This is a genomic window from Protofrankia sp. Cas4 (genome assembly GCF_963555915.1).
Taxonomy (GTDB): domain Bacteria; phylum Actinomycetota; class Actinomycetes; order Frankiales; family Frankiaceae; genus Protofrankia.
Genome location: NZ_CAUVXL010000053.1, coordinates 39,925 through 62,974 on the forward strand (window position 1 = coordinate 39,925; position 23,050 = coordinate 62,974).

At 68.2% G+C, this 23,050-nt stretch carries 22 protein-coding genes; 11 read left to right on the top strand and 11 right to left on the bottom strand.

Features of this window, described 5'->3' with window-relative positions; all coding sequences use genetic code 11:
• Window positions 1-5 precede the first annotated feature (5 nt).
• Window positions 6-2,267 (top strand): RecQ family ATP-dependent DNA helicase, encoded by a 2,262-nt coding sequence (locus tag U9979_RS05775; protein ID WP_322778548.1) that lies wholly within the window; start codon window positions 6-8, stop codon window positions 2,265-2,267.
• 122 nt (window positions 2,268-2,389) lie between these two features.
• Here U9979_RS05775 and U9979_RS05780 read toward each other — a convergent pair whose 3' ends face one another.
• The 8 genes from U9979_RS05780 to U9979_RS05815 form a co-directional block, all read right to left on the bottom strand.
• Window positions 2,390-3,289 carry a hypothetical protein gene (locus U9979_RS05780; protein WP_322778549.1) on the bottom strand — a complete coding sequence of 300 codons (900 nt, stop codon included), beginning with the start codon at window positions 3,287-3,289 and terminating at the stop codon, window positions 2,390-2,392.
• Between the two features lie 42 nt (window positions 3,290-3,331).
• Entirely contained in the window at window positions 3,332-4,096 is a 765-nt protein-coding gene (locus U9979_RS05785; protein ID WP_322749129.1) for a succinate dehydrogenase iron-sulfur subunit, read from the bottom strand.
• Between the two features lie 151 nt (window positions 4,097-4,247).
• Complete coding sequence (gene sdhA, locus U9979_RS05790) at window positions 4,248-6,002, bottom strand: succinate dehydrogenase flavoprotein subunit (RefSeq protein WP_322778550.1); 1,755 nt, start codon at window positions 6,000-6,002, stop codon at window positions 4,248-4,250.
• A 29-nt stretch (window positions 6,003-6,031) separates the two neighbouring features.
• Window positions 6,032-6,469 carry a succinate dehydrogenase hydrophobic membrane anchor subunit gene (locus tag U9979_RS05795; RefSeq protein ID WP_322749130.1) on the bottom strand — a complete coding sequence of 146 codons (438 nt, stop codon included), beginning with the start codon at window positions 6,467-6,469 and terminating at the stop codon, window positions 6,032-6,034.
• Entirely contained in the window at window positions 6,469-6,864 is a 396-nt protein-coding gene (sdhC, locus tag U9979_RS05800; RefSeq protein ID WP_322749131.1) for a succinate dehydrogenase, cytochrome b556 subunit, read from the bottom strand. The genes U9979_RS05795 and sdhC overlap by 1 nt, the downstream gene beginning before the upstream one ends.
• A gap of 318 nt (window positions 6,865-7,182) precedes the next feature.
• The gene (locus U9979_RS05805) at window positions 7,183-8,982 is read right to left on the bottom strand and encodes a protein kinase domain-containing protein (protein WP_416219519.1); all 1,800 of its coding nucleotides are present in this window, start codon (window positions 8,980-8,982) and stop codon (window positions 7,183-7,185) included.
• Window positions 8,983-9,165: 183 nt separating this feature from the next.
• Window positions 9,166-11,085, bottom strand: a complete 1,920-nt coding sequence (locus tag U9979_RS05810; RefSeq protein WP_322778552.1) for a serine/threonine-protein kinase — start codon at window positions 11,083-11,085, stop codon at window positions 9,166-9,168.
• A gap of 329 nt (window positions 11,086-11,414) precedes the next feature.
• Window positions 11,415-13,259, bottom strand: a complete 1,845-nt coding sequence (locus U9979_RS05815; RefSeq protein WP_322778553.1) for a hypothetical protein — start codon at window positions 13,257-13,259, stop codon at window positions 11,415-11,417.
• A 430-nt stretch (window positions 13,260-13,689) separates the two neighbouring features.
• Between U9979_RS05815 and U9979_RS05820 the strand changes: the two genes are divergently transcribed.
• Complete coding sequence (locus tag U9979_RS05820; RefSeq protein ID WP_322778554.1) at window positions 13,690-14,181, top strand: cytidine deaminase; 492 nt, start codon at window positions 13,690-13,692, stop codon at window positions 14,179-14,181.
• On the top strand, window positions 14,178-15,461 hold the full coding sequence (locus U9979_RS05825) for a thymidine phosphorylase (RefSeq protein ID WP_322778555.1): 1,284 nt from the start codon (window positions 14,178-14,180) through the stop codon (window positions 15,459-15,461). Before U9979_RS05820 ends, U9979_RS05825 begins: the two co-directional genes overlap by 4 nt.
• A gap of 38 nt (window positions 15,462-15,499) precedes the next feature.
• Here U9979_RS05825 and U9979_RS05830 read toward each other — a convergent pair whose 3' ends face one another.
• Window positions 15,500-15,931, bottom strand: coding sequence for a hypothetical protein (locus U9979_RS05830; protein ID WP_322778556.1), 432 nt, complete (start codon window positions 15,929-15,931; stop codon window positions 15,500-15,502).
• 225 nt (window positions 15,932-16,156) lie between these two features.
• On the opposite strand from U9979_RS05830, the gene U9979_RS05835 reads away from it, so the two are divergent.
• The 3 genes from U9979_RS05835 to U9979_RS05845 all read left to right on the top strand — a co-directional run bounded on the left by U9979_RS05835 (window position 16,157) and on the right by U9979_RS05845 (window position 18,793).
• Window positions 16,157-17,245, top strand: a complete 1,089-nt coding sequence (locus U9979_RS05835) for an adenosine deaminase (RefSeq protein ID WP_322754469.1) — start codon at window positions 16,157-16,159, stop codon at window positions 17,243-17,245.
• Window positions 17,246-17,273: 28 nt separating this feature from the next.
• The gene (locus U9979_RS05840; protein WP_416219529.1) at window positions 17,274-17,957 is read left to right on the top strand and encodes a DNA-3-methyladenine glycosylase I; all 684 of its coding nucleotides are present in this window, start codon (window positions 17,274-17,276) and stop codon (window positions 17,955-17,957) included.
• 119 nt (window positions 17,958-18,076) lie between these two features.
• Complete coding sequence (locus U9979_RS05845) at window positions 18,077-18,793, top strand: hypothetical protein (protein ID WP_322751006.1); 717 nt, start codon at window positions 18,077-18,079, stop codon at window positions 18,791-18,793.
• An 82-nt stretch (window positions 18,794-18,875) separates the two neighbouring features.
• Here U9979_RS05845 and deoC read toward each other — a convergent pair whose 3' ends face one another.
• Window positions 18,876-19,682 (bottom strand): deoxyribose-phosphate aldolase, encoded by an 807-nt coding sequence (gene deoC, locus U9979_RS05850; protein WP_416219523.1) that lies wholly within the window; start codon window positions 19,680-19,682, stop codon window positions 18,876-18,878.
• 63 nt (window positions 19,683-19,745) lie between these two features.
• Between deoC and upp the strand changes: the two genes are divergently transcribed.
• The 3 genes from upp (at window position 19,746) to U9979_RS05865 (ending at window position 21,305) form a co-directional block, all read left to right on the top strand.
• A complete protein-coding gene (gene upp / locus U9979_RS05855; protein ID WP_322751004.1) occupies window positions 19,746-20,369 on the top strand; it encodes a uracil phosphoribosyltransferase in 624 nt (207 codons plus the stop codon).
• 73 nt (window positions 20,370-20,442) lie between these two features.
• Window positions 20,443-20,847, top strand: a complete 405-nt coding sequence (locus U9979_RS05860; RefSeq protein WP_322778557.1) for a DegT/DnrJ/EryC1/StrS family aminotransferase — start codon at window positions 20,443-20,445, stop codon at window positions 20,845-20,847.
• Window positions 20,844-21,305, top strand: a complete 462-nt coding sequence (locus U9979_RS05865) for an NUDIX hydrolase (protein WP_322778558.1) — start codon at window positions 20,844-20,846, stop codon at window positions 21,303-21,305. Before U9979_RS05860 ends, U9979_RS05865 begins: the two co-directional genes overlap by 4 nt.
• A gap of 257 nt (window positions 21,306-21,562) precedes the next feature.
• On the opposite strand, the gene U9979_RS05870 is transcribed toward U9979_RS05865, so the two are convergent.
• Entirely contained in the window at window positions 21,563-21,697 is a 135-nt protein-coding gene (locus U9979_RS05870; RefSeq protein ID WP_322778559.1) for a hypothetical protein, read from the bottom strand.
• 267 nt (window positions 21,698-21,964) lie between these two features.
• Between U9979_RS05870 and U9979_RS25085 the strand changes: the two genes are divergently transcribed.
• Both U9979_RS25085 and U9979_RS05875 read left to right on the top strand, forming a co-directional pair.
• The gene (locus U9979_RS25085) at window positions 21,965-22,183 is read left to right on the top strand and encodes an isochorismatase family protein (protein ID WP_416219531.1); all 219 of its coding nucleotides are present in this window, start codon (window positions 21,965-21,967) and stop codon (window positions 22,181-22,183) included.
• A 135-nt stretch (window positions 22,184-22,318) separates the two neighbouring features.
• Window positions 22,319-22,966 (top strand): DUF433 domain-containing protein, encoded by a 648-nt coding sequence (locus U9979_RS05875; RefSeq protein ID WP_322778560.1) that lies wholly within the window; start codon window positions 22,319-22,321, stop codon window positions 22,964-22,966.
• Window positions 22,967-23,050 lie beyond the last annotated feature (84 nt).

The following is a 23,050-nucleotide window of genomic DNA, read 5'->3' on the forward strand; positions in this document are numbered from 1 at the left end:
GTTGTATGCCAGTGGAACAGCGCCCACCAGCCGATCCCGGTCAGACAGATCCCGGTCAGACAGACCCCGGTCAGACCGCTGACGCCGACGGTGACCTGCGGGCACGGGCCGAGGCGCTGCTGCACACGCTCGCCGGTCCGACCGCGCGCCTGCGGGAGGACCAGTGGCAGGCAATCCGTGCGCTGGTCGCCGAGCGCCGCCGGGTCCTGCTGGTCCAGCGGACCGGCTGGGGCAAGTCCGCCGTGTACTTCATCGCAACAGCCCTGCTGCGATCGGTCGGTGCCGGCCCGACCGTGATCGTCTCGCCGCTGCTCGCGCTCATCCGGAACCAGGTGGCCGCGGCGGCGCGGGCCGGCATTCGGGCCGGCGAGATCCATTCGGGCAACGTGACGGAGTGGGACGCGGTCTACGCGCAGCTGCGCGCCGGCGAACTCGACGTGCTCCTGGTTGGTCCCGAACGGTTGAACAACCCGACCTTCCGTGACGCCTACCTGCCCGAACTCGCGGCCACGACCGGCCTGGTCGTCGTGGACGAGGCGCACTGCATCTCCGACTGGGGGCACGACTTCCGGCCGGACTACCGCCGGTTGCGCACGCTTCTGGCAGGGCTGCGCCCGGATGTGCCGGTTCTCGCGACGACGGCGACCGCCAACGCGAGGGTCACCGACGATGTCGCTGAACAGCTGACAGGCCTCCGGCCGCGCGATCATGATTCTCTTCGCGCGGCCGGAGGCTCCGACGGGCACCTGGGGATGAATCCGGGCTGGCGCGGCGAGACGCTCGTCCTGCGCGGGACGCTCGACCGGGAGAGCCTGCGCCTGGCGGTGGTGGCGTTGCCAGGCGCCGAGCAGCGGTTCGGTTGGCTGGCCGACCAGCTGCCGGGCCTGCCCGGCTCCGGGATCATCTACACGCTGACCAAGCCCGCGGCCGAGGAGCTCACCGCGTTCCTCACCACTGCCGGTTTCGCCGTCGCGACCTACCACGGTGGCACCGAACCCGCCGAGCGGATCGCGGCCGAGGAGGACCTGCTGGCCAACCGGGTGAAGGCCCTGGTCGCGACCAGTGCGCTGGGCATGGGTTTCGACAAACCCGATCTGGGGTTCGTCGTCCACGTCGGAGCGCCGCCGTCTCCGATCGCCTACTACCAGCAGATCGGTCGGGCCGGCCGCGCGGTTGAGCGGGCCGAGGTCGTATTGCTACCGGCCCAGGAGGACAGCGACATCTGGGCGTATTTCGCGGACGCCTCCTTCCCCGCGCAGAGCGTGGTCGAGGGGGTGCTGAGCACACTCGCGGGGGCGACATCCTCGATGTCCACCCAGGCGTTGCTGGCACGCGTGGACGTCGGGCATGGGCGGCTCGAGGCCATGCTGAAGGTGCTCGACGTCGACGGTGCGGTCCGGCGGGTCCGCGGTGGCTGGGAGGCCACCGGGGCACCCTGGGCCTACGACACCGAACGTTTCGCCAGGGTCGGCGCCAGCCGTGCGCGCGAGCAGCAGGCGATGCTCGACTACATCGCCACCACCGGCTGCCGGCTGGAGTTTCTTCGTCGTGAGCTGGACGATCCCACCGCGGCACCGTGCGGACGCTGCGACACCTGCACCGGCCGCCGGTGGCCCGGCGTGGTCTCCGAAGCCGCCCGGGTGAGTGCGAAGGAGCAGCTGGACCGCCCGGGCACCGCGGTCGAACCACGCCGGATGTGGCCGACGGGCATGCGCACGCTGGGCATCGGCGTCGCCGGCCGGATACCGGAGGCGGCCGGTGCGCAGCAGGGACGGGCGCTCGCCCGCCTGGGCGGTGTCGGCTGGGGCAACCGGCTGCGCCCGCTCGTGGCGCAGGGCGCGCCGGATGCACCGGTGAGCGGCGATCTGGTGGCCGCGGCGGTGCGGGTGCTGGCTGGCTGGGGGTGGCGGCAACGCCCGGCCGCGGTGGTCACGGTTGCCTCCCGCAGTCGCCCACAGCTTGTCGCGAGTCTGGGGGAGCAGATTGCCGCAATCGGGCGGTTGCCCCTGCTCGGCCAGGTCGAGCGGGTTGTCGATGACCGCTCTGCGTATCGGATGAACAACAGTGCGCACCGATTGGCCAGTCTCTGGGAGGCGTTCGCGGTGCCTGAGGATCTCGGGGTGGCCGTGGGGAAGCTGCCCGGCCCGGTTCTCCTGGTGGACGACCTGATCGTCACCGGCTGGACCATGACCGTCGTCGCCAGGGCACTGCGCCACGCCGGGGCCGTGGGAGTACTGCCGTTCGCGCTCGCCGTCGAGACCGGCTAGCGGGCCAAAGGGCGCGCGACGATCGTCAGATCGCGCGCCCGGAGGTCGCAGTCTGCGGAGCACTGACGGGCATCCGGTACGGGACCCCGCCGCTCGGGCGTTTGCCGGTCGGGCAGCTCAGCTCAGTCTGGGGCGATCTCGTTGGGTGGTGGAGCGGTGATGTTCAGGGGGAGTCCGAAGTCCGAGTAGGTCACCGTACGGATGATCTCTGTGTGCGGGGCTGGGCCGTCGGACGGTGCGCTGGTGACGGTGATGCGGAGCTGGCGGATGAGCCCGTCCGCGTCGATCCAGGCCTCGGTCGGCTGGAGCACCGTCCCGAGAATGCCCTTGTAGTAGTCGACGGTGGCCGTGCTGATGTTTCCGCGCTGGGAGGCTGTCTCCAGATTTACCGGCAGCTTGTAGTGGATCGTCTGGACACCGTCGATGGATTCCTCGCCCACGGTGGTCACCGGAGTCGCGGCACCGCTGAGAAAGCCGAGTCGCAGCGCCGCGTCGTCGCCGACCCCGGGCTGCACGGCGGGCGGTGAGCTGGCCGAGGGCTGCGAGGTGGCGGAACCCCCGGTTCCGCCACCCGGGACGACCCGGGTCCACCGGCTCGAGCTCGGCGCGCCGCCGGCCGCGACGCTGCGCTGGTAGAAGTCAGGGCCGATGATCCGCACCTCGCTACGGCCGCCGCCCTCGACGTCGCGCACGGTCTGGCTCGTGCTGTGGGCGAAGTCGACCGTGCCCGTGCCGGTGGTGGAGATTGTCTGCTTGCGACCGGACACGGAAACGAGCGTCGCCCCGTAGGTGAAGTGAATTCTCGCCGTCTTCCGCGCGATTGTCGTAGTGTAGGCGGATTCCAGCGGAGTGGGTACCGCGCTGGTCCGCGTCGCGCTCGGAATGCTGGTCGAAGCAATCACAGTCGGCGGGGGTTCGGCGGAGTGGGACGAACATGCCGCCGCGTTCAGTAGCAGGCTCGCCGCCAGCGCAACGATGGTGGCGGTGGTCACCTGCGCGTTGCGCCCAACGATTCGAGCCATTCGCCGTCCCCCCGATCGTGCGCACCGGCCGACGCAGCCGGATCAGAAGCGTCGGAAGATGAGCGCGCGCTTGACCTCCTGAATTGCCTTGGTCACCTGAATTCCACGAGGGCATGCGTTCGAGCAGTTGAAGGTCGTCCGGCAGCGCCAGACTCCTTCCCGCTCGTTGAGGATTTCCAGCCGTTCGTCGGCACCTGCGTCCCGGCTGTCGAAGATGAAACGGTGCGCGGCCACCATCGCGGCCGGACCGAAGTATTCCCCGTCATTCCAGAACACCGGACACGAAGTCGTGCAGGCCGCGCACATGATGCACTTCGTGGTGTCGTCGAAGCGTTCCCGGTCCGCCGCGGACTGCAACCGCTCGCGGGTCGGCTCGTGGCCCTCGGGTATGAGATATGGCTTGACCGCCCGAAAAGCGTCGAAGAACGGTTCCATGTCGACGATGAGGTCCTTCTCGACCGGAAGTCCCTTGATCGGTTCGATCGAGATCTCCGCGCCGAGGTCCTTGACCAGCACCTTGCAGGCGAGCCGGTTCGCACCGTTGATCCGCATGGCGTCGGAACCGCACACACCGTGGGCACAGGAACGCCGGAACGACAGCGATCCGTCGAGGTTCCACTTGACGTAGTGCAGGGCGTCCAGCAGCCGGTCGCTGGGGTCGAAGGGAACGGTGTAGCTCTTCCACTGCGGCTCGGCACTCACCTCCGGGTTGAAGCGCCGGATTTTCAGCGTGACAGTCCGCCCGGCCGTTGTGGTCGGCCCCGGATCGGCCGGTGCGGTGGTTGATAGATCGTCGGTGACAGTCACGCCGGACCTTTCTCACATCAGACCCACAGTGCAGGCCACCACATCATAGGCCGCGCTCTGGATGACCCGAACATCAAAGCCCTGCCCCGGCCTGGCAGGCCAGCGGGATCCGATCTCTGTTTCAGTACGTGCGTTGTCAGTACGTGTCCTGTCAGTACTTGCGTTCCATCGGTTCGTAGCGGGTCATGGCGACGGGCTTGTAGTCCAGCCGGATCTCGGCCTCCGGCGAGCCGGCGGCGAGCGGCCCGGAGCGGTAGGCCATCGTGTGGCGCAGGAAGTTGACGTCGTCCCGGTTCGGATAGTCCTCCCGCGAGTGCCCGCCGCGTGACTCGTTGCGGGCCAGTGCGCTCACGACCAGGCACTCGGCGAGGTCGAGCAGGAAGCCCAGCTCGACCGCCTCCAACAGCTCGGTGTTGTAGCGCCGGCCCCGGTCGGTGACGCCGACCTGCTGGTAGCGGGCCTTCAGCCCGGCAATGTCGGTGACCGCCTGCTTGAGCGTCGCCTCGGTCCGGTACACCGACGCGTTGACGTCCATCGTCTCCTGCAGCTCGCTGCGGATGGCCGCCACGTTCTGCGTACCCGCGCCGTCGCGAAGCCTGGTCAGGAGCCCGTCGACAAAGACCGCCGGGTCCTCGGGAAGCTCGGCGTGACTGTGCGTCGCGGTTGCGTGCTCGGCGGCGGCGATGCCCGCTCGGCGGCCGAAGACGTTGATATCCAGCAGTGAGTTCGTCCCGAGCCGGTTCGCACCGTGCACGGACACGCATGCGACCTCACCGGCTGCATACAGGCCCTCGACGATGTCGGTGTTGTTCGCCAGCACCTCGGCGTCGATGGTCGTCGGGACACCGCCCATGGCGTAGTGGGCGGTCGGCTGGATCGGAATCGGGTCGGTGTAGGGCTCGATGCCCAGGTAGGTGCGGGCGAACTCGGTGATGTCCGGGAGCTTGGCGTCGAGCTGCTCGGGTGGCAGGTGGGTCAGGTCGAGATAGACATGGTCACCGTTCACGCCGCAGCCGCGGCCGGCGCGGATCTCGGTGTAGATGGCCCGGGCCACCATGTCGCGGGGTGCGAGGTCCTTGATGGTCGGCGCGTAGCGCTCCATGAAGCGCTCGCCGTCCTTGTTTCGCAGGATGCCGCCTTCACCGCGAGCACCCTCCGTGAGCAGAATGCCCATCTTCCAGATGCCCGTCGGGTGGAACTGGTAGAACTCCATGTCCTCCAGCGGCAGCCCGCGCCGGAAGATGATGCCCATCCCGTCGCCGGTCAGGGTGTGCGCGTTCGAGGTGACCTTGAACACCTTGCCGAACCCACCGCTGGCGAACACCACCGACTTCGCTCGGAAGATGTGTACCTCGCCGCTGGCCAGCTCGTAGGCGACCACCCCGGCCACGACGCCCTCGGTGAGCAGCAGGTCCAGCACGTAGAACTCGTTGAAGAATTCGATGTTGTTCTTGACGCACTGCTGGTAGAGCGTCTGCAGGATCATGTGACCGGTACGGTCGGCTGCATAGCACGAGCGTCGGACGGGCGCCTTGCCGTGGTCACGGGTGTGGCCACCGAAGCGACGCTGGTCGATCCGGCCTTCGGGCGTGCGGTTGAAGGGCAGGCCCATCTTCTCCAGGTCGAGGACCGCGTCGATGGCCTCCTTGCACATGATCTCGGCGGCGTCCTGGTCGACCAGGTAGTCACCGCCCTTGATCGTGTCGAAGGTGTGCCACTCCCAGTTGTCCTCCTCGACGTTGGCCAGAGCTGCGCACATGCCGCCCTGGGCCGCGCCGGTGTGGGAGCGCGTGGGATACAGCTTGGTCAGCACCGCGGTGCGACAACGCTTGCCGGCTTCGAGCGCCGCGCGCATCCCCGCGCCGCCGGCGCCCACGATGACCGTGTCGTACTTGTGAACCTGCACCGCTTGGACCTCCGCCTTCCCAGGCGCCATCAGGAGATGTTCGGGTCGAATGTGAAGATGACCAGCGATCCCAGCGTGATGACCAGGGTTGCCGACACGTAGAGCAACATCTTGAGCCAGAACCGGGACTGCGGCCGATCGGCATAGTCATTGATCACTGTTCGCAGGCCATTGGTTCCATGCAGTTCAGCGAGGACGAGCATGAGCAGATCCCAGGTCCGCCAGAACGGCGAGGCCCAGCGGCCCGCGACGAAACCGAAGCCGATGCGCTGCACACCGCCATCGAGGATGTTCATGATGAACAGATGGCCGAGCACCAGGAAGAGCAGCAGAATCCCGGAGACCCGCATGAACAGCCACGCGTAGAGCTCGAAGTTCGTCCGCGCCTTCGGGCTGCCCGGCCGGCGCCGCGGGCTGCGCGGTGCCTCGAGGGCCGGGCCGGTGGCGCCGTCGATTGTTGTCGCCATCAGGACGCGCTCCCGAACAGGGTCTCAAACGTGTGCTTGAGCATGAAGAACGTGCCGGGGACGACGAGGATCAGCCACACGACGATCTCCGTGTAGAGCATCTGACGCTGGAAACGTGGACCGGACTCCCAGAAGTCGATCAGTGTGATCCGGATCCCGTTCAGTGCGTGGAAGACGACCGCGGCTACCAGCCCTACCTCCATCAGGTTCACGATCGGGTTCTTGTAGGTCGCGATCACAGTGTCATAGGACGACGGTGACACCCGCACGAGTGCGGTGTCCAGGACGTGGGCGAACAGGAAGAAAAAGATCAGTACGCCTGTGATCCTGTGGGCAACCCAGGACCACATCCCCTCACGGCCGCGGTAGAGCGTTCCCGCTGGTGCCTTCGGCACTGAAAGCTCCTCCGGACCTGCCTTCCGACAGGCTGGTCCTGATCGTTCCGTCCGGTGACTCGCGGTAACTTAGCTGGCCCGAGCCTCTCGCGTCGGCAGGCGGAGCGAAGCCGACGTGGCAGGTTCGGGCGGCCCCAAGGCGCCTTGAGACATCATGTGGATGATGGTTTGTGTGGACTCGATGTTAGTGCCGACCCCATGGGGGGGCATGCTAGCTCCCGTGACACTTAGGTGAGGTATGTCACAGAAAGTGATCGCCTTCATTGTGCTTCCCCGATAACGGCTGCCGAACCCGCCGATCGTGCGGCCTTCAGGGCGTCACGCAGGAGGAGGCGGCGGCGGCGGAGCTGCTGTCGTGGGCGCCGGAGCTGTGGACGACATGGTCGGGGGTGCCGTCGGGGTGGGCGAGACGACCGGCGTCGTGGGGGTCGGGGCGACGTTGGTGGGGGTCGGGCTGGGGGTCACCGCCTCGGTGGCGACCGGTAGCGCCGCGGTCGGGCTACTGGAGGTTGTCGGTGACGCTCTGCGGCCAGAAGAAAACCTGAGCGACGGTGCAACGCCGGTCGGGAGTACCCGAGGATTGAGGTTGTACTGATCGTCCGCCGTGGTGGTCGCAGCCAGGGTGCCGTTCCCGCTGGGCTCCTGTGGTTGGCCGGAGTCGGTGCCGGGGCTGAGGATCCCGCCGAGCGCTATCGCCGCGCCAACCGCCACGGACGCGGCGGCGACGGCAATAATCACACCGCGTCGGACCGGAGCTTCACCACCGTGGCTGATGTTCGACGCCGGCCTGCCATTCGGGGAGAAGCGATCAAGGAGTACTCCGGACGGGCCGATCGCGATGTCGCCCGAGACGGGTTCCAGACCGTCGTCCGGCACGGGACGTCTGTCGACGCCGAGTCCGGCGGAGCCCGGCGGGCCGGCGGTGCCCCGCCGACTCGTCAGAGCGGTGGTACCCGTGACTCCCGCCGCGCCGGCCGGCGAGGAGTCCTTGCGCAGCCCGACGGTCAGCGCGGTCCGCGGCTTCTCGCGCACAGCGGAACCGACCGCAACCTCGGCGATTCCGTTCGTACCGACCACGCCGCCGATGTCGGTCGGACCGTCGTCATCGCCATCGCCATCGGTTGCCAGATCGCCATCGGCGTAGGCCGCCAGATTGCCAGCGGCGTTGGCAGCGGATGGGCCGCCGGTCGTTCCGCCGGCCGTGGTCGGGCTCAGGGCCACGGCGTCGGCGTCGGAGTCCCCGGTGGGCAGCAGATCGCCGCCGACGTCCTCAAGACCGGCCGAACCGGGCTCGACCGGCGCGTGGCCACCGTGGTCCGGCGTGTTGATCCCTGGTCTCGACCGGCCGTTGATGACGGAGGCGGGTACGGCCGCGGCGCCCTGGGCGATCGGCGCCAGCCGCTGACGGATCTCCGGTGCCTCCGGACGCTCGGGCGCGGGTCGGTCGAGCAGGTCGCTGAGCAGGTCGCGCAGCGGGCCGGCGAGCACGAACGGACGCCTGCGTCCCTCCACCACGGCAGTGAGAACCGCGTAGGTTTCCGGTCCTTCGAACGGGGGCTGCCCCTCCACCGCCGCGTACAGCGTGGCTCCCAGGCCCCACATGTCGCTCGCGGGACTACCGGAGGAACCACGCACCCGTTCGGGGGCGATGTAGGCGGGCGAACCGACGAGCGCGCCCGTGCCGGTGAGGGTAGAGTCGCCCTCGGTAGCCGCAATCCCGAAGTCGGTCAGGCGGACATGTCCGTCCCGGCCGAGTAGCACGTTGCCGGGTTTGATGTCGCGGTGCAGCACGCCTGCGGAGTGCGCGGCGGCGAGCGCGTCCACGAGGGTGAGCCCGATTGCCGCGACCTGTGCCGGCGGCAGTGGACCGTGCGTGCGGATGGCCTCTCCGAGACTGTCGGCGTTCACCAGCTCCATGACGATCCAATGGCGTTCGGCCTCTTCGGCCACGTCATAGACGGAGACAATCGCCGGGCTGTGTAGACGGGCCAGCGCCCGGGCTTCACGCAGTACCCGCGCTCGGATCGCATCGCGCTCGACCTGGGTGCCGGCGAGCGGAACAAGGATCTCCTTGATCGCTACTGGCCGTTGGAGCAGCTCATCCTCGCCGCACCACACGACACCAGCGCCACCGCGACCGATTGGAGTATCCAGGCGGTAGCGCTGAGATACATATCGGGGTGTGCCGTGACGCGAGGAGTCGTCCGGCGGGCGTGTCGATCTGGCCATCGTCTCAAGTCTCGCAGACGCGTTGCTGGCTGTTTCGGCCGCCCTTGCCCAGCGCGGTCCGTTGGTCGCCGTTCACGGGCCTGGCCGGAACGTCGAGAAAAGCCGCCACATCAACGCCAGGTCGGCTGACCAGGTGGCGTCGGCTGTCGACCAGTACAACGCGTAGCCGTGGCCGTTACGAACAACTCCGCGATTGAGGACGCGCACCTTCTTCCCTCCGGATGTGTAGACAAACTCCCAGTCCGCCTGGATCGAGCCGTCCCCACCGTCACTCGGCGCAATCCGCAGCCGCTCGTAGTTCGGTACTTGCGCGCGCAGGCCGGGTTCGTGCGCCTGCCAGTCCACCAACGCGGATGGATTCGCCTGCATTGAGGTGTCGATGCGCAGGTAGGACCCGGTATCCGGATTGCGGAAATCGATTCGCTCGGTGCCGCCGGCAGGGTGCTGTTCCCACCCCTGTGGGTAGGCGATGGACCAGCCGGAGGAGCCACGATACGACTGCCAGCCCGCGGGCGGTGCCACCGGGGTCTGGTCCGTCGGTGGCAGGCCTGGATCATCGGCTGCCGCCGTGCCAGTGGGTGACGCCGCATCCGCGCCGCCCGGGGCCGAGGTCCTCGCCGTACCCGATGGGCGTGTCGTAGCGGATGGGCCGGTGCTGCCGGATCGGCCTGCCGTGCCGGATGGGCCTGCCGTGCCGCTGGACGCGGCAGCCGACTCGGCGCGGTTGCCGGTCGACCCGTCCACGCCCGAGCCCAGTACCGCCGCCGAAGCCCCGGCCACGCCCAGGACGAGTGCCGTGCCGATGACGGCCACCAGCCGCCGGCGCTGGTTGGTGCCCGACCGGGAAGCCGCCCCTGGCAGCGACCCGGGTGCGGCCGGCAGGACCGTGTTCGCCGCGGCTGTACCGGCTGTACCGGTTGTTGGGGTAGCCACAGCCGTCCCGGCCTCGATCGGGATTGAGGTGATCGTGGCCGGTGCGGCGGCTCGTGCGGCGGCTGGTGCGGCGGCTGGTGCGGCGGTCGGTGCCGTGGCCGACGCCGGGCTGGGATGAGCGGCCGCCTGCCCGGCATCCTCCCGGTCCGGGTCGAGGGCGCCGATGCCGGCCGGACGCCGCACGGACTCGCGCTCAGCGACCTCCCGCAGCCGCTGTCTCGCCCGCGGCAGGGCTGGGCGGGCCGACGGCATCGCCGCCATGAGGTCATCGATGATCGGTGCGAGGGCGCCGGCGAGCCGGAACGGCTGGCGCCGTCCGTCGACGATCGCGGTGAGCGTTGCAATGGCGCTGTCGGACTCGTACGGCGGCCCTCCTTCCACCGCGGTGAACAGGGTCGCGCCGAGTGCCCAGATATCGCTACCTGGACCGCCCGCTCCGCCGCGCGCCCGCTCCGGGGCGATGTAGGACGGCGAGCCGAGAAGAACACCGGTCCGGGTCAGCGTCGGATCCCCGGCCGACAGCGCGATGCCGAAGTCGGTCAGCCGCGCGCGTCCGTCGGCACTGATCAGTACGTTGGCGGGCTTCACGTCACGGTGCACGATGCCGCTGCGGTGCGCGGCTTCCAGGGCGTAGCCGAGGCTGATGCCGATCCGGGCGACCCGCTCGCGGGGCAGCGGCCCGGAGCTGCGGATGATGTCCGCCAGCGACGGACCGTCCACCAGTTCCATGACGATCCACGGGCGGTCGTCGGAATCGAGCACGTCGAAGACCGACACGAGGCCCGGATGGTGTAGCCGGCCGGCTGAGCGCGCCTCGCGAAGGACTCGCGTGCGCAGGACCGCCTGTTCGTCCGCGGAGATCGACGGCGGAAGGCGGATCTCCTTGACCGCGACCTCGCGCTGTAGCAGCTCGTCGGTGGCCGCATAGACCACGCCGAAGCCGCCGCGGCCGAGCTCGTCACCGAGCCGGTAACGACCCCCGATGAGGCGGCGCGGGCGTGAATTGCGTCCAGCCTCGGGCTGTTCAGCCTCGGGCGTCGCGTCAGGGTAGAGCGGCATCCGTCCGTTTCACCTCCTCGTTCCCATCGTCGCGGATGTAGCCGACCTTTGCGGGTACCACCGTCCCGGTGGGTCACGGTGTCGGTGCCTGTGGTCGCCAAGCCCGCGTGGTCGACGGTTGGTCCACTTCATCACACACCACCGGATGGGAGGATGCCCGGCTCCGGCCGAACCGTCGGGCGTTGTCGGGCGCTGTGTCGGGCGCTGTCGGGCGCTGTCGGGCGTTGGGACAGCACCGGACAGCGCCCTGGGCCGTGTGTCCCGCCCGCCGTACCGGGACCGACCGGTCCGATGGCCGTGATCACGGTGCTCGCGATCCGGCTTTCGGGTCACGCTGGCAGCCAGACGTACACGCCGCCGGTGAATGTCGGTTGGCTCCCCACCAGAAACGTCACCGTGTCGCGCAGCTCGGCCGCGTGCGGGGTTGGGCCGAGTATGACGGCACGTATCCGCAGGCGGGCGAAATCGTCCCGTGCCTGCGCGATCCGGGCCGGGGTCAGGGGTTCGAAGGACATGCCCTTCCCGACATCGGTCAAGAACCGTGCCGTCGCCGTCGGCGTTCGGCCACCCATGAATGCCTGCCCGTCTTCGGCCGGGCCGATGAAATACCCGCCGGGCATCGAAAAATGGAAGCGGGCTGCTGCCTGCCAGAAAAGTGGCGCGGTCTGGACCCCGCTCGGGTACGGCAGGACCAGTACATTCGAATTCGCTGGGAGAATCTCAATGGCGTTGGTGGTGAAGAACGACGGAACATCAGGTGATCGTTCGACGGAGTATGGCCGCGGGACCAGCGGCAGGACGCATACCGCGGCGACAGCGACGGCCACGGTTGCCGTGAGCGGACCGCCGAGGTCGAGCTGAGAAGGTAACCGATCCAGAACGATGGCGAGGACGAGTCCCGCCATCAATGCTGTGCCGAGAGCAAACCTGTCGGGTAGCGCCGCGTCGAAGACAGGAATGCGGGCAACCAGGTGCCATGGCAGTGGCAGGCCCGTCTCGATACCCCTGACGAGCAGCGTGCTGCCCAGGGTCAGGACCGCCAGAGCCGCGCCGGTGAGCCCGGCTATGCGTAACCTGAGGTCACGAAAGCCGATCACGGTCGCGGATACACAGATGATCAGAAGGGGCCAGCCGAGGTAGGCCATGTACTCCGGTGCGCCGCCCTGATAGGCGGCCGCCCGCTCGGTCTGTGCCGCCGACGCCAGTAACTGCCGCGCGGAAGGAACGTAGAATCCCGTCAGGTCGCTTTTGAAGAAATTGGTGAGAAACGGGCTGCCGTGGCTCCGTGGAGATCCGAAGAACTGAATTCCCAGGGGGATGCCGGTCAGCGCGAGACAGGACAGGAAAGCGATCAGCAGTGCGCGGGCGGACCCGCCGGCGCGGCGGACGTATTCCGGCCGGCTCGCCATCAGCAGGGCAAGTCCCAGCGTGGCCGTCACCGCGGTGATGAACAGGACCTCTTCACCGGTCAACAGCTGGAGACCGGCGCCCGTGCCCAGCAGGAGGCCTTTTCGTAGCGGCCGGCCAGTCTGCCGGACGATATCGGTGACCAGGCAGAGTAACAGCGGGATGGCCGGTGCGAGAACCAGGCTCAGATGCCCCGTACCGGCCGCCACCAGTGCCGGCGAAAAACCGTACACAGCGCCGCCGACATAGGCTGGGGCCGTCCGCACGCCGAGCGTGCGCGCAAAGAGGTAGGCGCCCGACGCCGAGAGCAAGAATGCCAGGACGACCAGCACGTTGTAGGATGCCACCGGGCCGGCGACGACGGTCAGCGGGGTCAGTATCAGGCCTGGAACCAGGACGGATGTGTTCCAGAGGGCGTTTATTCCTGCTGGCGCGTTTGCCAGGTGTGTGATGAACGGGTTCGACAGGCTGGTTACCGCATGCGCGGTGTGGGCAAGCCACCAACAGTACAGGCCGGTGTCGTTCGGATTACCGGCGATGATGTTCCGGGCGGGCTCGGACCAGACCCTGATGGTGAGCGCAAAGGCCAGCAGCAGGTAGCTTGATCCTATCAGCGCCTGCGGCCGTAACCGCCTCAGCCGTCTCGGCGTGGCAGGTGTCGGCGTGGCAGGCACGGTCTGACCGACGGTCGACGGCTCGACGTTGTCCCCGGTCGTGGGTGCGAGTGCGGGTGCGGGTGCGGCCAGGTCGGCGGACCGCTGCTCCATTGCATCCTCCACTGGCTACCAACAGGAAATCACAGTGGTGCCCGTCGTCCAACCATCGGCCTGAGCCGGTGCCCGGGACGAAGGTGTCGACAGTTGTCCTGCCCGTCCCTGAGTCCTGCCCGTCCCTGGGTCGTGCCGGTACCTGCTTGCCGTCGGTACCGGTGTCCGCGACGCCACGCCCCTCTTGCCGGGCACTCGTAATCATCGTCACATCGGCTGGCAGTGGCATGTCCCACGGAGTCAGCATCCCGACACGCGGTGCCTCTACCGGGCAGCGTCCGGCCCTCTGCCGGTCAATGCCGTGCTGGCGGCTGGTGCTGGCGGCTGATGCCGCTTCCTGCGCAATGCCCGTCTGGGGGATGCTGAGCTCCGCATCGCGGGCGCGGGGTGCATGTGACGGGTACAGGGACGGGCACAGGGAGGTCTCCGGGTGAGCAGGCCGAGTGGTGGCGAAGAGACACCGGCGGCGGGCGCTGTCGACTGGGAGCACCTTCGGCGGATGGCGAGGGACATTGCGGCCCGTGCATACGCTCCGTACTCCCGCCTCCGGGTGGGCGCCGCAGCCGTGGTGGACGACGGCCGCCTGGTTGTTGGCTGCAACGTCGAGAACGCCTCCTTCGGGCTCACGCTCTGTGCTGAATGCAACCTGCTCGGCGCCTTGTATGCGTCCGGCGGCGGACGGCTCGTCGCGTTCGCCTGCGTGGACGCTGCCGGTACCCCGCTCGCACCCTGCGGTCGGTGTCGCCAGCTGCTGCACGAACACGGCGGTCCGGATCTTCAGGTAGCGCTGGCCGATGGTCCGCGTCTGCTCGGCGATCTTCTTCCAGTGGCGTTCGGGTCCACCGCGCTGCCACCGCCCGCCGATCCCGGTGCCGAACCCGCCGCGATCGGCGGACCGGCGAACGGCGGTGGCCGTCCATGACCTTCCACGTCATCGACCTGATCAGGACGAAGCGGGACGGCGGTCGGCTGTCCGACGACGCCGTGGACTGGCTGGTCCGCGCCTACACCGACGGAGCTGTGGCCGACGAGCAGATGGCAGCTTTCCTGATGGCCGTGGTGTGGCGGGGCATGGAGCCGGCGGAACTGACCCGCTGGACCGCGGCGATGGTTGCCAGCGGTGAACGCCTCGACCTGTCCGGGGTGGGTCGTCCGACCGTGGACAAACACTCCACCGGTGGGGTCGGTGACAAGGTCTCGTTGGTCGTGGTTCCCCTTGTCGCGGCATGCGGCGCCGCAGTGCCCCAACTGGCCGGGCGTGGGCTGGGCCACACCGGCGGGACCCTGGACAAGATGGAGTCCATCCCCGGCTGGCAGGCGGCCCTCCCGCCCGACCGGATGCGTGCGGTGCTGCGGGATGTCGGCGGGTTCATGGCCGCTGCCGGCGCCGGGCTCGCGCCCGCCGACCGCAAGCTGTATGCGCTTCGGGACGTGACTGGGACAGTGGAATCGATTCCGCTGATCGCGTCATCCATCATGAGCAAGAAGATCGCTGAGGGGACGTCCGCGCTGTTGCTGGACGTCAAGGTCGGCTCCGGGGCGTTCCTGACCTCACCTGCGGACGCGCGGCTGCTCGCCGAGACCATGGTCGAGCTGGGGAATGCCGAAGGCGTGGCGACCGAGGCGCTGCTCACGGGCATGGACACCCCCCTTGGACGGACCGCCGGCCATGCCCTTGAGGTTGCCGAGGCCGTGGAGACCCTGTGTGGCGGCGGACCGGTCGACCTGGTGGAGGTCACGGTGGCGTTGGCCCGGCGGATGTTGGCGCTGGTCGGTCTGGACGGCGGCGCGGACCCCGCGGACGTCCTCGCGGCGGGGACGGCGTACGACACGTGGCGCCGGATGGTCACTGCGCAGGGTGGTGACCCTGATGCCGCTCTGCCAAGCGCTGAGCATGTCGAGACCGTGTACGCGCCCGCCGGCGGTTTCCTGCGCACCTTGGAGGCGAGGGCCGTCGGGGTTGCCGCCTGGCGGCTCGGGGCGGGCCGTTCCCGCAAGGAGGACCCGGTGTCGGCGACCGCCGGTGTCCGGTGGCTGGCGGCTGTGGGGGACAGGGTCAGCGCCAGGTCACCGCTGCTGGAGCTCCACACCCACGATCCCGCCCGACTGCCGGCCGCACTGGAAGCGCTCACGAACGCCGTCGAGATCGGCGACACACCCCCGGTCGTCGAACCGCTGATCCGTGACCGCATCCACCTGTAGGACCGAGGGTGGTCAGCGGTGACGGTGAGCGGGGTAATTCAGGACGCGAGCAGGTCGGTGTCACCGAACTCGGCAAGGACGACCTCGAAGGGAATGTTTTCGCCGGGCTCGGCCCAGGCAGCGTCGATCGCCTGCCGGTCGGCTTCCTGCTCGGCTTCCGGGTATTCGTCGTCACAGAACGGCGCGGCACCAGGCTCGCTCACACCGTGACGGTATGCCGCCGGGGTCTGTCTGTGGATGGATTTTCTCAGGTTTCCCGTCGTGGTGACCTCGCGCGGGGAAATTGGTGGCGCAAGGTGATGGTCGGGGTGGCGCCAACCGCCTGGCCGACCGGCGACCACCGGGTCGAGATCCTCGGGCGGGAGCAGACGGGCCACCGCCTGCCCGTCGCTGATGATCAGAAATGCCTCGCCGGAGCGGGCGCGATCAAGGTACTCGGCAACGTAGTCGACGAAGTCGCGGAGGCTCACCGCCGAGCCCGAGCCCGAGCCCGAGCCCGAGCCCGAGCCCGTTTCATCCAGTGATGGACGGTTTTCGTCTTTGCTTGATGGAAAACACATGTTTCGAACGGTAACGGATCAGAACCGGATCGTGGAAGAGCACCGTGTGTCCTACCGTGCATGATCGCAATAATTCCCCGCGGCGCGGGGAAGTCTGCTGTGGGCACCGACCCGCGGCTCCCGTACGGTCGGACGATGAGCGCGCCCGCCCCGTCACCGTCGTTGGACGCCATCCGTCGGGCGCCCAAGGTGCTGCTGCACGACCATCTCGATGGCGGCCTTCGTCCCGCGACCGTCGTCGAACTCGCCGACGAGGTCGGCTACGACGCCCTACCCACCGTGGCTGTGGACAAACTTGCGACCTGGTTCCGCGGTGGCGCCCACAGCGGGTCACTGGTGCGTTATCTGGAGACGTTCAGCCACACCGTCGGGGTCATGCAGACCGCGGACGCGCTCGCTCGGGTGGCCCGAGAATGCGCCGAAGATCTTGCTGCGGACGGCGTCGTCTACGCCGAGGTCCGGTTCGCTCCAGAGCTGCACGTCGAAGGCGGGCTCGCACTCGACGCGGTGATCGAGGCGGTTCTGGACGGCTTCCGCGCCGGTTCGGCCGGGACCGGGCTGAAGATCCGTGCCCTGGTGACCGCCATGCGTCACGCGGCCCGGTCGTTGGAGATCGCCGAGGCCGCCGTCCGGTGGCGGGACAGGGGTGTCGTCGGTTTCGACATCGCCGGTGCCGAGGCCGGCTTCCCGCCCACCCGCCACCTGGATGCGTTCCAGTACATGCAGCGGGCGAACGGGCACTACACGATCCACGCCGGCGAGGCGTTCGGGCTACCGTCGATCTGGGAGGCGCTGCAGTGGTGCAACGCTGACCGTCTCGGTCACGGAGTTCGGATCATGGATGACATCGCCATCGACCCGGACGGTGATGTGATTCTCGGGCGGCTCGCCAACTACGTCCGTGACGTCCGGGTGCCGCTGGAGATGTGCCCCACGTCCAACGTGGACACGGGGGCGTGCGTCAGCATCGCCGAGCATCCCATCGGTCTGCTGCGCAGGCTCCACTTCCGGGTGACGGTCAACACCGACAACCGGTTGATGAGCGGTGTGACGCTGTCGAGTGAGTTCGCCACTCTGGTCGACACCTTCGGCTACGGCTGGTCGGACATTTCGTGGCTGACCGTGAACGCCATGAAATCGGCCTTCATTCCGTTCGATCAGCGTCTCGCCATCATCAACGATGTGATCAAGCCTGGTTTCGCACGGTTGCGTTCCGGTGGGTAGCCGGTCGGCGGATGCCGATGCCGATGCCGTGCCCGTCGTCCCGGCTCCAGCCACCGGGCGCCCGCAGCGTGCGCGCACCGGCGTCGCGGCCGGGCCGGACGGCCGTCCGCGCTGTCCCTGGGCACTGTCCGCGCCCGAGTACATCGCCTATCACGACGAGGAATGGGGGCGTCCGGTCCACGACACCGTCGGCCTGTTTGAACGCCTCAGCCTCGAAGCATTCCAGTCCGGTCTTTCCTGGCTGACGATTCTGCGCAAGCGGGAGGCTTTCCGGCGCGCGTTCGCGGGATTCGATCCGACGGTCGTCGCGTCATTCGATTCGGCTGATGTCGAGCGGCTGATGGCGGACGCGGGCATAGTCCGCAACCGGCGGAAGATTCTTGCGACCGTTAGCAATGCCCGTGCGGTCCTGGCGCTGGACGTGCCAGTATTGCTCCGGGGGACGGGGCCTCCGGTGGCGCGAAAGAACTATGATCGCGCCACCTTTGGCCCTCTGGGCGAGCTGGTCTGGTCGTTTCGGCCCGCTGCCACGGCGGCCCCGCTGGCACCGGCTGTGATCGCCGACGTACCCGCCTCCACAGCTGAGTCGGTGGCGCTGGCGAAGGCACTGAAAGCCAGCGGCATCGTTTTTGTCGGCCCGACGACAGCCTATGCCCTGATGCAGGCGTGTGGCCTGGTCAACGACCACCTCGCCGCCTGCGTGAACAGGTAGCCGGTGGGTGATCCGTCCACCGGCACGGCCTGCGTCCGAGGGTGCGGGCCCAGCTCAGGCCGACCCCGCGAGGTCGCGCGGTCCCGATGGGCCGGGCTGATCCGCTACCATAACTGATCATGTCGGACGTAGTGGTACTCGCGATTGTCAGCGTGGCCGTGACCGGCCTGGGCGTGCCGGGAATCCTGGCGCTGGCGGGCCGGCTGGAGTCGCGGCGGTCGCAACGGCTCGCCATTGGAAAGGAATGGCTTGACGTGCTCGACTTCGCCGCCGAGCAACTGGCGAGATCCCAGCGGACCACCGGCCAATGTATCGGGCTGTGGTCCCGGGGAATCATGGACAACGACGACGAGGCACGGGAATGCCTCAAGCGTCGCAACGAGGCGAACGAAGCGGCTCGCACCGCCTATGGGCGGCTGTGTATCAGATTCGGCCCGGCCTCGGCCGTCGTACGGCACTATGACGAGGCGGTCGAAAGCACGCAACGGCTGACCGAGGTGCTGCGAGGCTATCGGGCTGGCGACACCTACGACGCCTGGGCGCAGCAGGCCGGTGCCGAGTCCGCGGAGCTCACCGCCGCGAACGAAAGGTTTCTCAACGTAGCCAACAGGGCGATGTCGGCGACGGCGCTGTCAGCCAAGGCGATGTCGGCCAAGGCAGTGTCATCGAAGCCAGCGCCGGCGAAGGCCGTGTCGGGCAAGGCCGTGTCAGCCAAGGCAGCGTCAGCCAAGGCGGCGTCGCCGGAGGCAGCGGCAGCGACGGCTGCGAAGGCGCCAGCGCCGAAGGATGTGCCGCCGAAGGATGTGCCGGCGAAGGAGGTGTCGGCCCGAAAATGACACGTGATGACCCGTCCGAGTGCCAGGGTCCCCGAATTTTCGCGAAGCGGACGTTCGGGGACGGCTCTATTGCCGGGCGTTCTTATTCGGGGACGGCAGCGAGGACGTCGCGGGTGGCGGACATGCCGAGCCTGGTCGCGCCGGCCTCGACGAACGCGAGTGCCTGTTCGGCGGTGCGGATGCCGCCGCTGGCCTTGATGCCGAGCCGGCCACCGATCGTCGCCCGCATCACCCGTACCGCCCGCAGGCTCGCCCCGCCGGCGGGGTGAAAGCCGGTCGAGGTCTTCACGAACTCGGCACCGGCCGTTTCAGCCGCCCGGCAGGCCGCCGCGATGCTCGCGTCCGGGAGCAGGGCACTTTCGATGATCACTTTGAGGATCACGTGCGGTGGGACCGACAGTCGTACCTCCGCGATCTCGGTCTCGATCGACCGCCAGTTCCCCTCCATCGCGCAGGCCAGGTCGATGACCAGGTCGATCTCGTCCGCGCCGTCGGCCACCGCCCGGCGTGCCTCCTCGGCCTTGACGACGGTCAGGTGGGTACCGTGCGGAAAGCCGATCACCGAGGCGACCGCGAATGCGGGATCGGCCGATCGGGCCTGTGAGCCGTCCGGGCCGCTACGACGTGCCGCGGCGGCCGCCAGGTAGACGTGGGTGGGCGCGACACACACCGTGGCGACTCCGAGCTCGGTCGCCTCGGTGCACAACGCGAGGACCTCCTCGCCGACGGCTTCGGGGCGCAACAGAGTGTGATCGATCATCCGGGCCAGTTCGGACCGGCGCGGCAGCGGAGCGCCAGGCGCGGATCCGCCGGCTCCGACTGGACGGTCCTCACGGCCTGGACGGTCCTCACCGACTGGACGGTCCTCACCGGGGGAGATGCTTGCCATGCAGCCCATCATTGCGGGTGGAAGTGAACGGGACCATGGCACTGTGCAGGAGGCGAACGAATCGTGCGGGTCGACGTCGTCGAACATCCCCTGGTAGCGGCGCGGTTGACGGTGCTGCGTAACAAGAGCACCGAACCGCCCGTGTTCCGGGTGGCCTTGCGTGAACTGGCGACCATGCTGATCTATGAGGCTGCTCGGGAGCTGGTCACCGTCGGGTACACCGTGGCCACCCCGCTCACCCCCACCAGCGGGCGCAGGCTGGCCACCGCACCGATCGTCATCCCGGTGCTGCGGGCCGGGCTGGGGATGCTGGAGGCGGCGCTCGGCCTGCTGCCCGAGGCGCGGACGGGCTTCATCGGCCTGGCCCGGGACGAGAAGACCTTCCAGCCCCACGCCTACCTGGAGTCGTTGCCGGAGAACCTCGCCGGGTATCCGGTGCTGCTCCTGGACCCGATGCTCGCCACCGGTGGATCAGCGGCACACTGCCTGAACCTGCTGGCCGACCGCGGGGCTACCGGTATGATCATGATCTGCGTGCTCGCCGCACCCGAGGGCATCGCGGCACTGGACGCGAGCGGTTTCGACGTGCGGGTGGTCACCGCGAGCATCGACGAGCGGCTGAACGACGACGCCTTCATCGTCCCGGGTCTCGGGGATGCCGGCGACCGCCAGTTCGGCGCGGTCTGACTGTCCCCGCGCATCAACGACGTATCGGCCCCCGGCCGCACGTGCCCGTCAGCGTCCAGCACCAGCAGTTGGGATGCGCCCGGCACCAGCCCGCCGGGTGCGCCGGGTGCGCCGGGCCGGGGTCGCCGTGGTCAGCTGGAGCGGCGACGACAGCCGGCTGGCCGAGCTTGGCTACGGACCGCAAGACGCACCGAACTACTACAACCTGGTGCTGATCTCCTCGAATTCGGCGGAACCGCTCGCGGCCGGGTTCGCCGCCGCAGGCCTGCCGCCCGATTCGATCCGTTACGCCTACCGGCCGCTGTACCATCGGCCGCTCTTCGCCCCGTATGCCAGTGCCTGTCCGAACGCCGAGGCGTTGTGTGCGGCGACACTGCAGCTTCCCGTTCATCCAGGCATGTCACGAGCCGCATTAGAGTGGGTCGCCGACCGCATCCAGGCACTCGCCGCGGGCCACACCGAAAGGCGGTGTTCATGACCACACTCCGGCATTTCACCGCGTCCGCGATCGTCTTCGACGACCACGGACAGGTGCTGCTCGTGCACCACAACAAACTCGGCCAGTGGCTCTACCCGGGCGGGCACATCGACCCCAACGAAGACCCGGCCCAGGCCGCGCTTCGCGAAGTGCGGGAGGAGACCGGAGTCACCGCGGAAGTCGTGTGCGACCCGCTGTTCGCCCACCCGGCTATCACCGTGCATGCACCGCCGTACGCGATCCTGGAAATGCAGGTCAGCGATTCCACGATCGGGGTCCACCAGCACGTGGACATGGTGTATGTGCTGCGAGTACTGTCCGGCGAACTCACCGCACAGCTGGAGGAAGTCTGCGCCGCCCTGTGGGTACCGATCGCCGACATCGCCGAACTGGACACACCGGCAGAACTGCCAGCGCTGATCTCCGACGCGGCACGGTGGGCCAAGACCCGCTGGTAAACCGGCCCGCCACACCAACCTTCGTCGCTCGTCCTGCCAGCGAATGGATCGCAGTAGAGCAGGCTTCGCGATACCGGTGAGAACATAGGTGTGGTAGGCGGTGCAGGCGATCGCGGCGGACTGGCGGGACGACCCCGACACCCTGTCCTGAGGTCGCAGGAGGCCGTGTGGCACGGTCGGCGCGCCAGACGCGGGCGGTAGCGGTCTGGTGTCGACGATCGCTTACATCGATGCATGATTCTTGATCGGCAATTCAGTTACACATCGATCGCCGACGGCCATCGGCTCACCGAGACTGCTGCGGTGGCCAGGATGCTGGCCACGCCCGACAGCCAAGGTTCATGGCCGCTATCCGGCATTTCAGCGCATTCGCGATCGTCTTCGATGACCATGATGCGTGCTGCTCGTGCACCACAACAAACTCGGCCAGTGGCTCTACCCGGGCGGGCACATCGACCCCGACGAAGACCAAGCCTAGGCCGCGCTGCGCGAGGTGCTGGAGGAGACTTGCTTTGTTGCCTCCCCGCGCGGGCGCTGACCTGCGACGATCCCGTTCGCGACCCGACCTGTGAATAACGCTCGCAGCTGATGGCACGAGAACGGAGACGGTGCGGATGGCTGCCTGGCCCGGTGCGCTCGACCCACACATCGCACCACAGATGGCCAGCTCCGCTCTGCTGGTGATCGACACCCAGGTCGACTTTGTCGATGGCGGGGCCTGCCCCGTCCCCGGCACTACCCAGGTTCTCCCAGCGATCACCCGGCTGCTCCGGGCGTATCGGGCTGCCGATCATGCATGTGGTTCGACTCTACGACGGCGACGATGTCGACCTGCCGTGCCGCACCAGCAGGGGAGCCCCAGTCGGCACCGCCCGTGATCGGTTGTGTGCCGGCGTGACAGCATTGGCGATGTCGGCCACAGTGTCATGATCCGATGATCATGACTAATGGTGCATAGTGGTTCACGACACTTGTTCTGGCGCTGGGGGCCTGGCAGAGGCGGGGAGGGTGACGTGGCGTATACGGCTCAGATGGCAGCGGCGCTGTCGGGCGCGACCCGCCGTCAGCTGTCGCACTGGCGTCGAGACACGGGCGCGGGTGCCGTGTTGGTACCCGAGATTTCGGCCGAATCGCCGCGGGTGCTGTATTCCTTTCGTGATCTTCTTGCTCTTCGTGCCTGTGTTTTTCTTCGGCAGGATGTTTCGCTTCAGAAGATCAGAAAGGCGATCAACAACCTGCGTGATCTCGGTGAGTCCGCGCAGCTGTCGCAGTACACGATCGTCTCTGACGGTGACACCGTTCTACTGGTCGAAGGCGGCGAGGCAACAGATCTTGTAAGGAAGCCGGGTCAGCGTGTACTTGTGGTGCTGCGTGATGTCTTCGAGCCCTTTGCGGTTCGTGAGGGCGTGGTTGTTCCCCGTCTTTTTCGGCCCAGGGAGAGACTTGAGGTGGATCCGCAGACCCGTGGCGGGGTGCCGGTCGTATCAGGAACGCGTGTCCCCTATGATCTCGTTGCCGGTCTCGTGCGGGACGGGGTCGCACCCGAAAATATCAAGGACTACTACCCGGCGGTGTCGGCCGAGGCTGCCAGGGATGCGGCGGACTTCGCCCTCTACATGGACAGCTACAGCCAGGCGGAGCGAGGTACGGCGGTAGCCTGATGCGCAGGCGAGCTCGGGTGGTCCGGGAAGAAAGATCGAGCGGTTCTCGCCGACGCGCGTGGCGCCGGCCCAGTAACCTTAAAT

Excerpts from the sequence above, each read along its gene's own strand:
- U9979_RS05775 (WP_322778548.1), top strand. The coding sequence starts at position 6 with ATGCCAGTGGAACAGCGCCCACCAGCCGATCCCGGTCAGACAGATCCC.
- U9979_RS05780 (WP_322778549.1), bottom strand. The coding sequence starts at position 3,289 with ATGGCTCGAATCGTTGGGCGCAACGCGCAGGTGACCACCGCCACCATC.
- U9979_RS05795 (WP_322749130.1), bottom strand. The coding sequence starts at position 6,469 with ATGGCGACAACAATCGACGGCGCCACCGGCCCGGCCCTCGAGGCACCG.
- U9979_RS05810 (WP_322778552.1), bottom strand. The coding sequence starts at position 11,085 with ATGCCGCTCTACCCTGACGCGACGCCCGAGGCTGAACAGCCCGAGGCT.
- U9979_RS05815 (WP_322778553.1), bottom strand. The coding sequence starts at position 13,259 with ATGGAGCAGCGGTCCGCCGACCTGGCCGCACCCGCACCCGCACTCGCA.
- U9979_RS05825 (WP_322778555.1), top strand. The coding sequence starts at position 14,178 with ATGACCTTCCACGTCATCGACCTGATCAGGACGAAGCGGGACGGCGGT.
- U9979_RS05835 (WP_322754469.1), top strand. The coding sequence starts at position 16,157 with ATGAGCGCGCCCGCCCCGTCACCGTCGTTGGACGCCATCCGTCGGGCG.
- U9979_RS05845 (WP_322751006.1), top strand. The coding sequence starts at position 18,077 with ATGTCGGACGTAGTGGTACTCGCGATTGTCAGCGTGGCCGTGACCGGC.
- deoC (WP_416219523.1), bottom strand. The coding sequence starts at position 19,682 with ATGGCAAGCATCTCCCCCGGTGAGGACCGTCCAGTCGGTGAGGACCGT.
- U9979_RS05860 (WP_322778557.1), top strand. The coding sequence starts at position 20,443 with ATGCGCCCGGCACCAGCCCGCCGGGTGCGCCGGGTGCGCCGGGCCGGG.
- U9979_RS05865 (WP_322778558.1), top strand. The coding sequence starts at position 20,844 with ATGACCACACTCCGGCATTTCACCGCGTCCGCGATCGTCTTCGACGAC.
- U9979_RS05870 (WP_322778559.1), bottom strand. The coding sequence starts at position 21,697 with ATGGTCATCGAAGACGATCGCGAATGCGCTGAAATGCCGGATAGCGGC.
- U9979_RS25085 (WP_416219531.1), top strand. The coding sequence starts at position 21,965 with ATGGCCAGCTCCGCTCTGCTGGTGATCGACACCCAGGTCGACTTTGTC.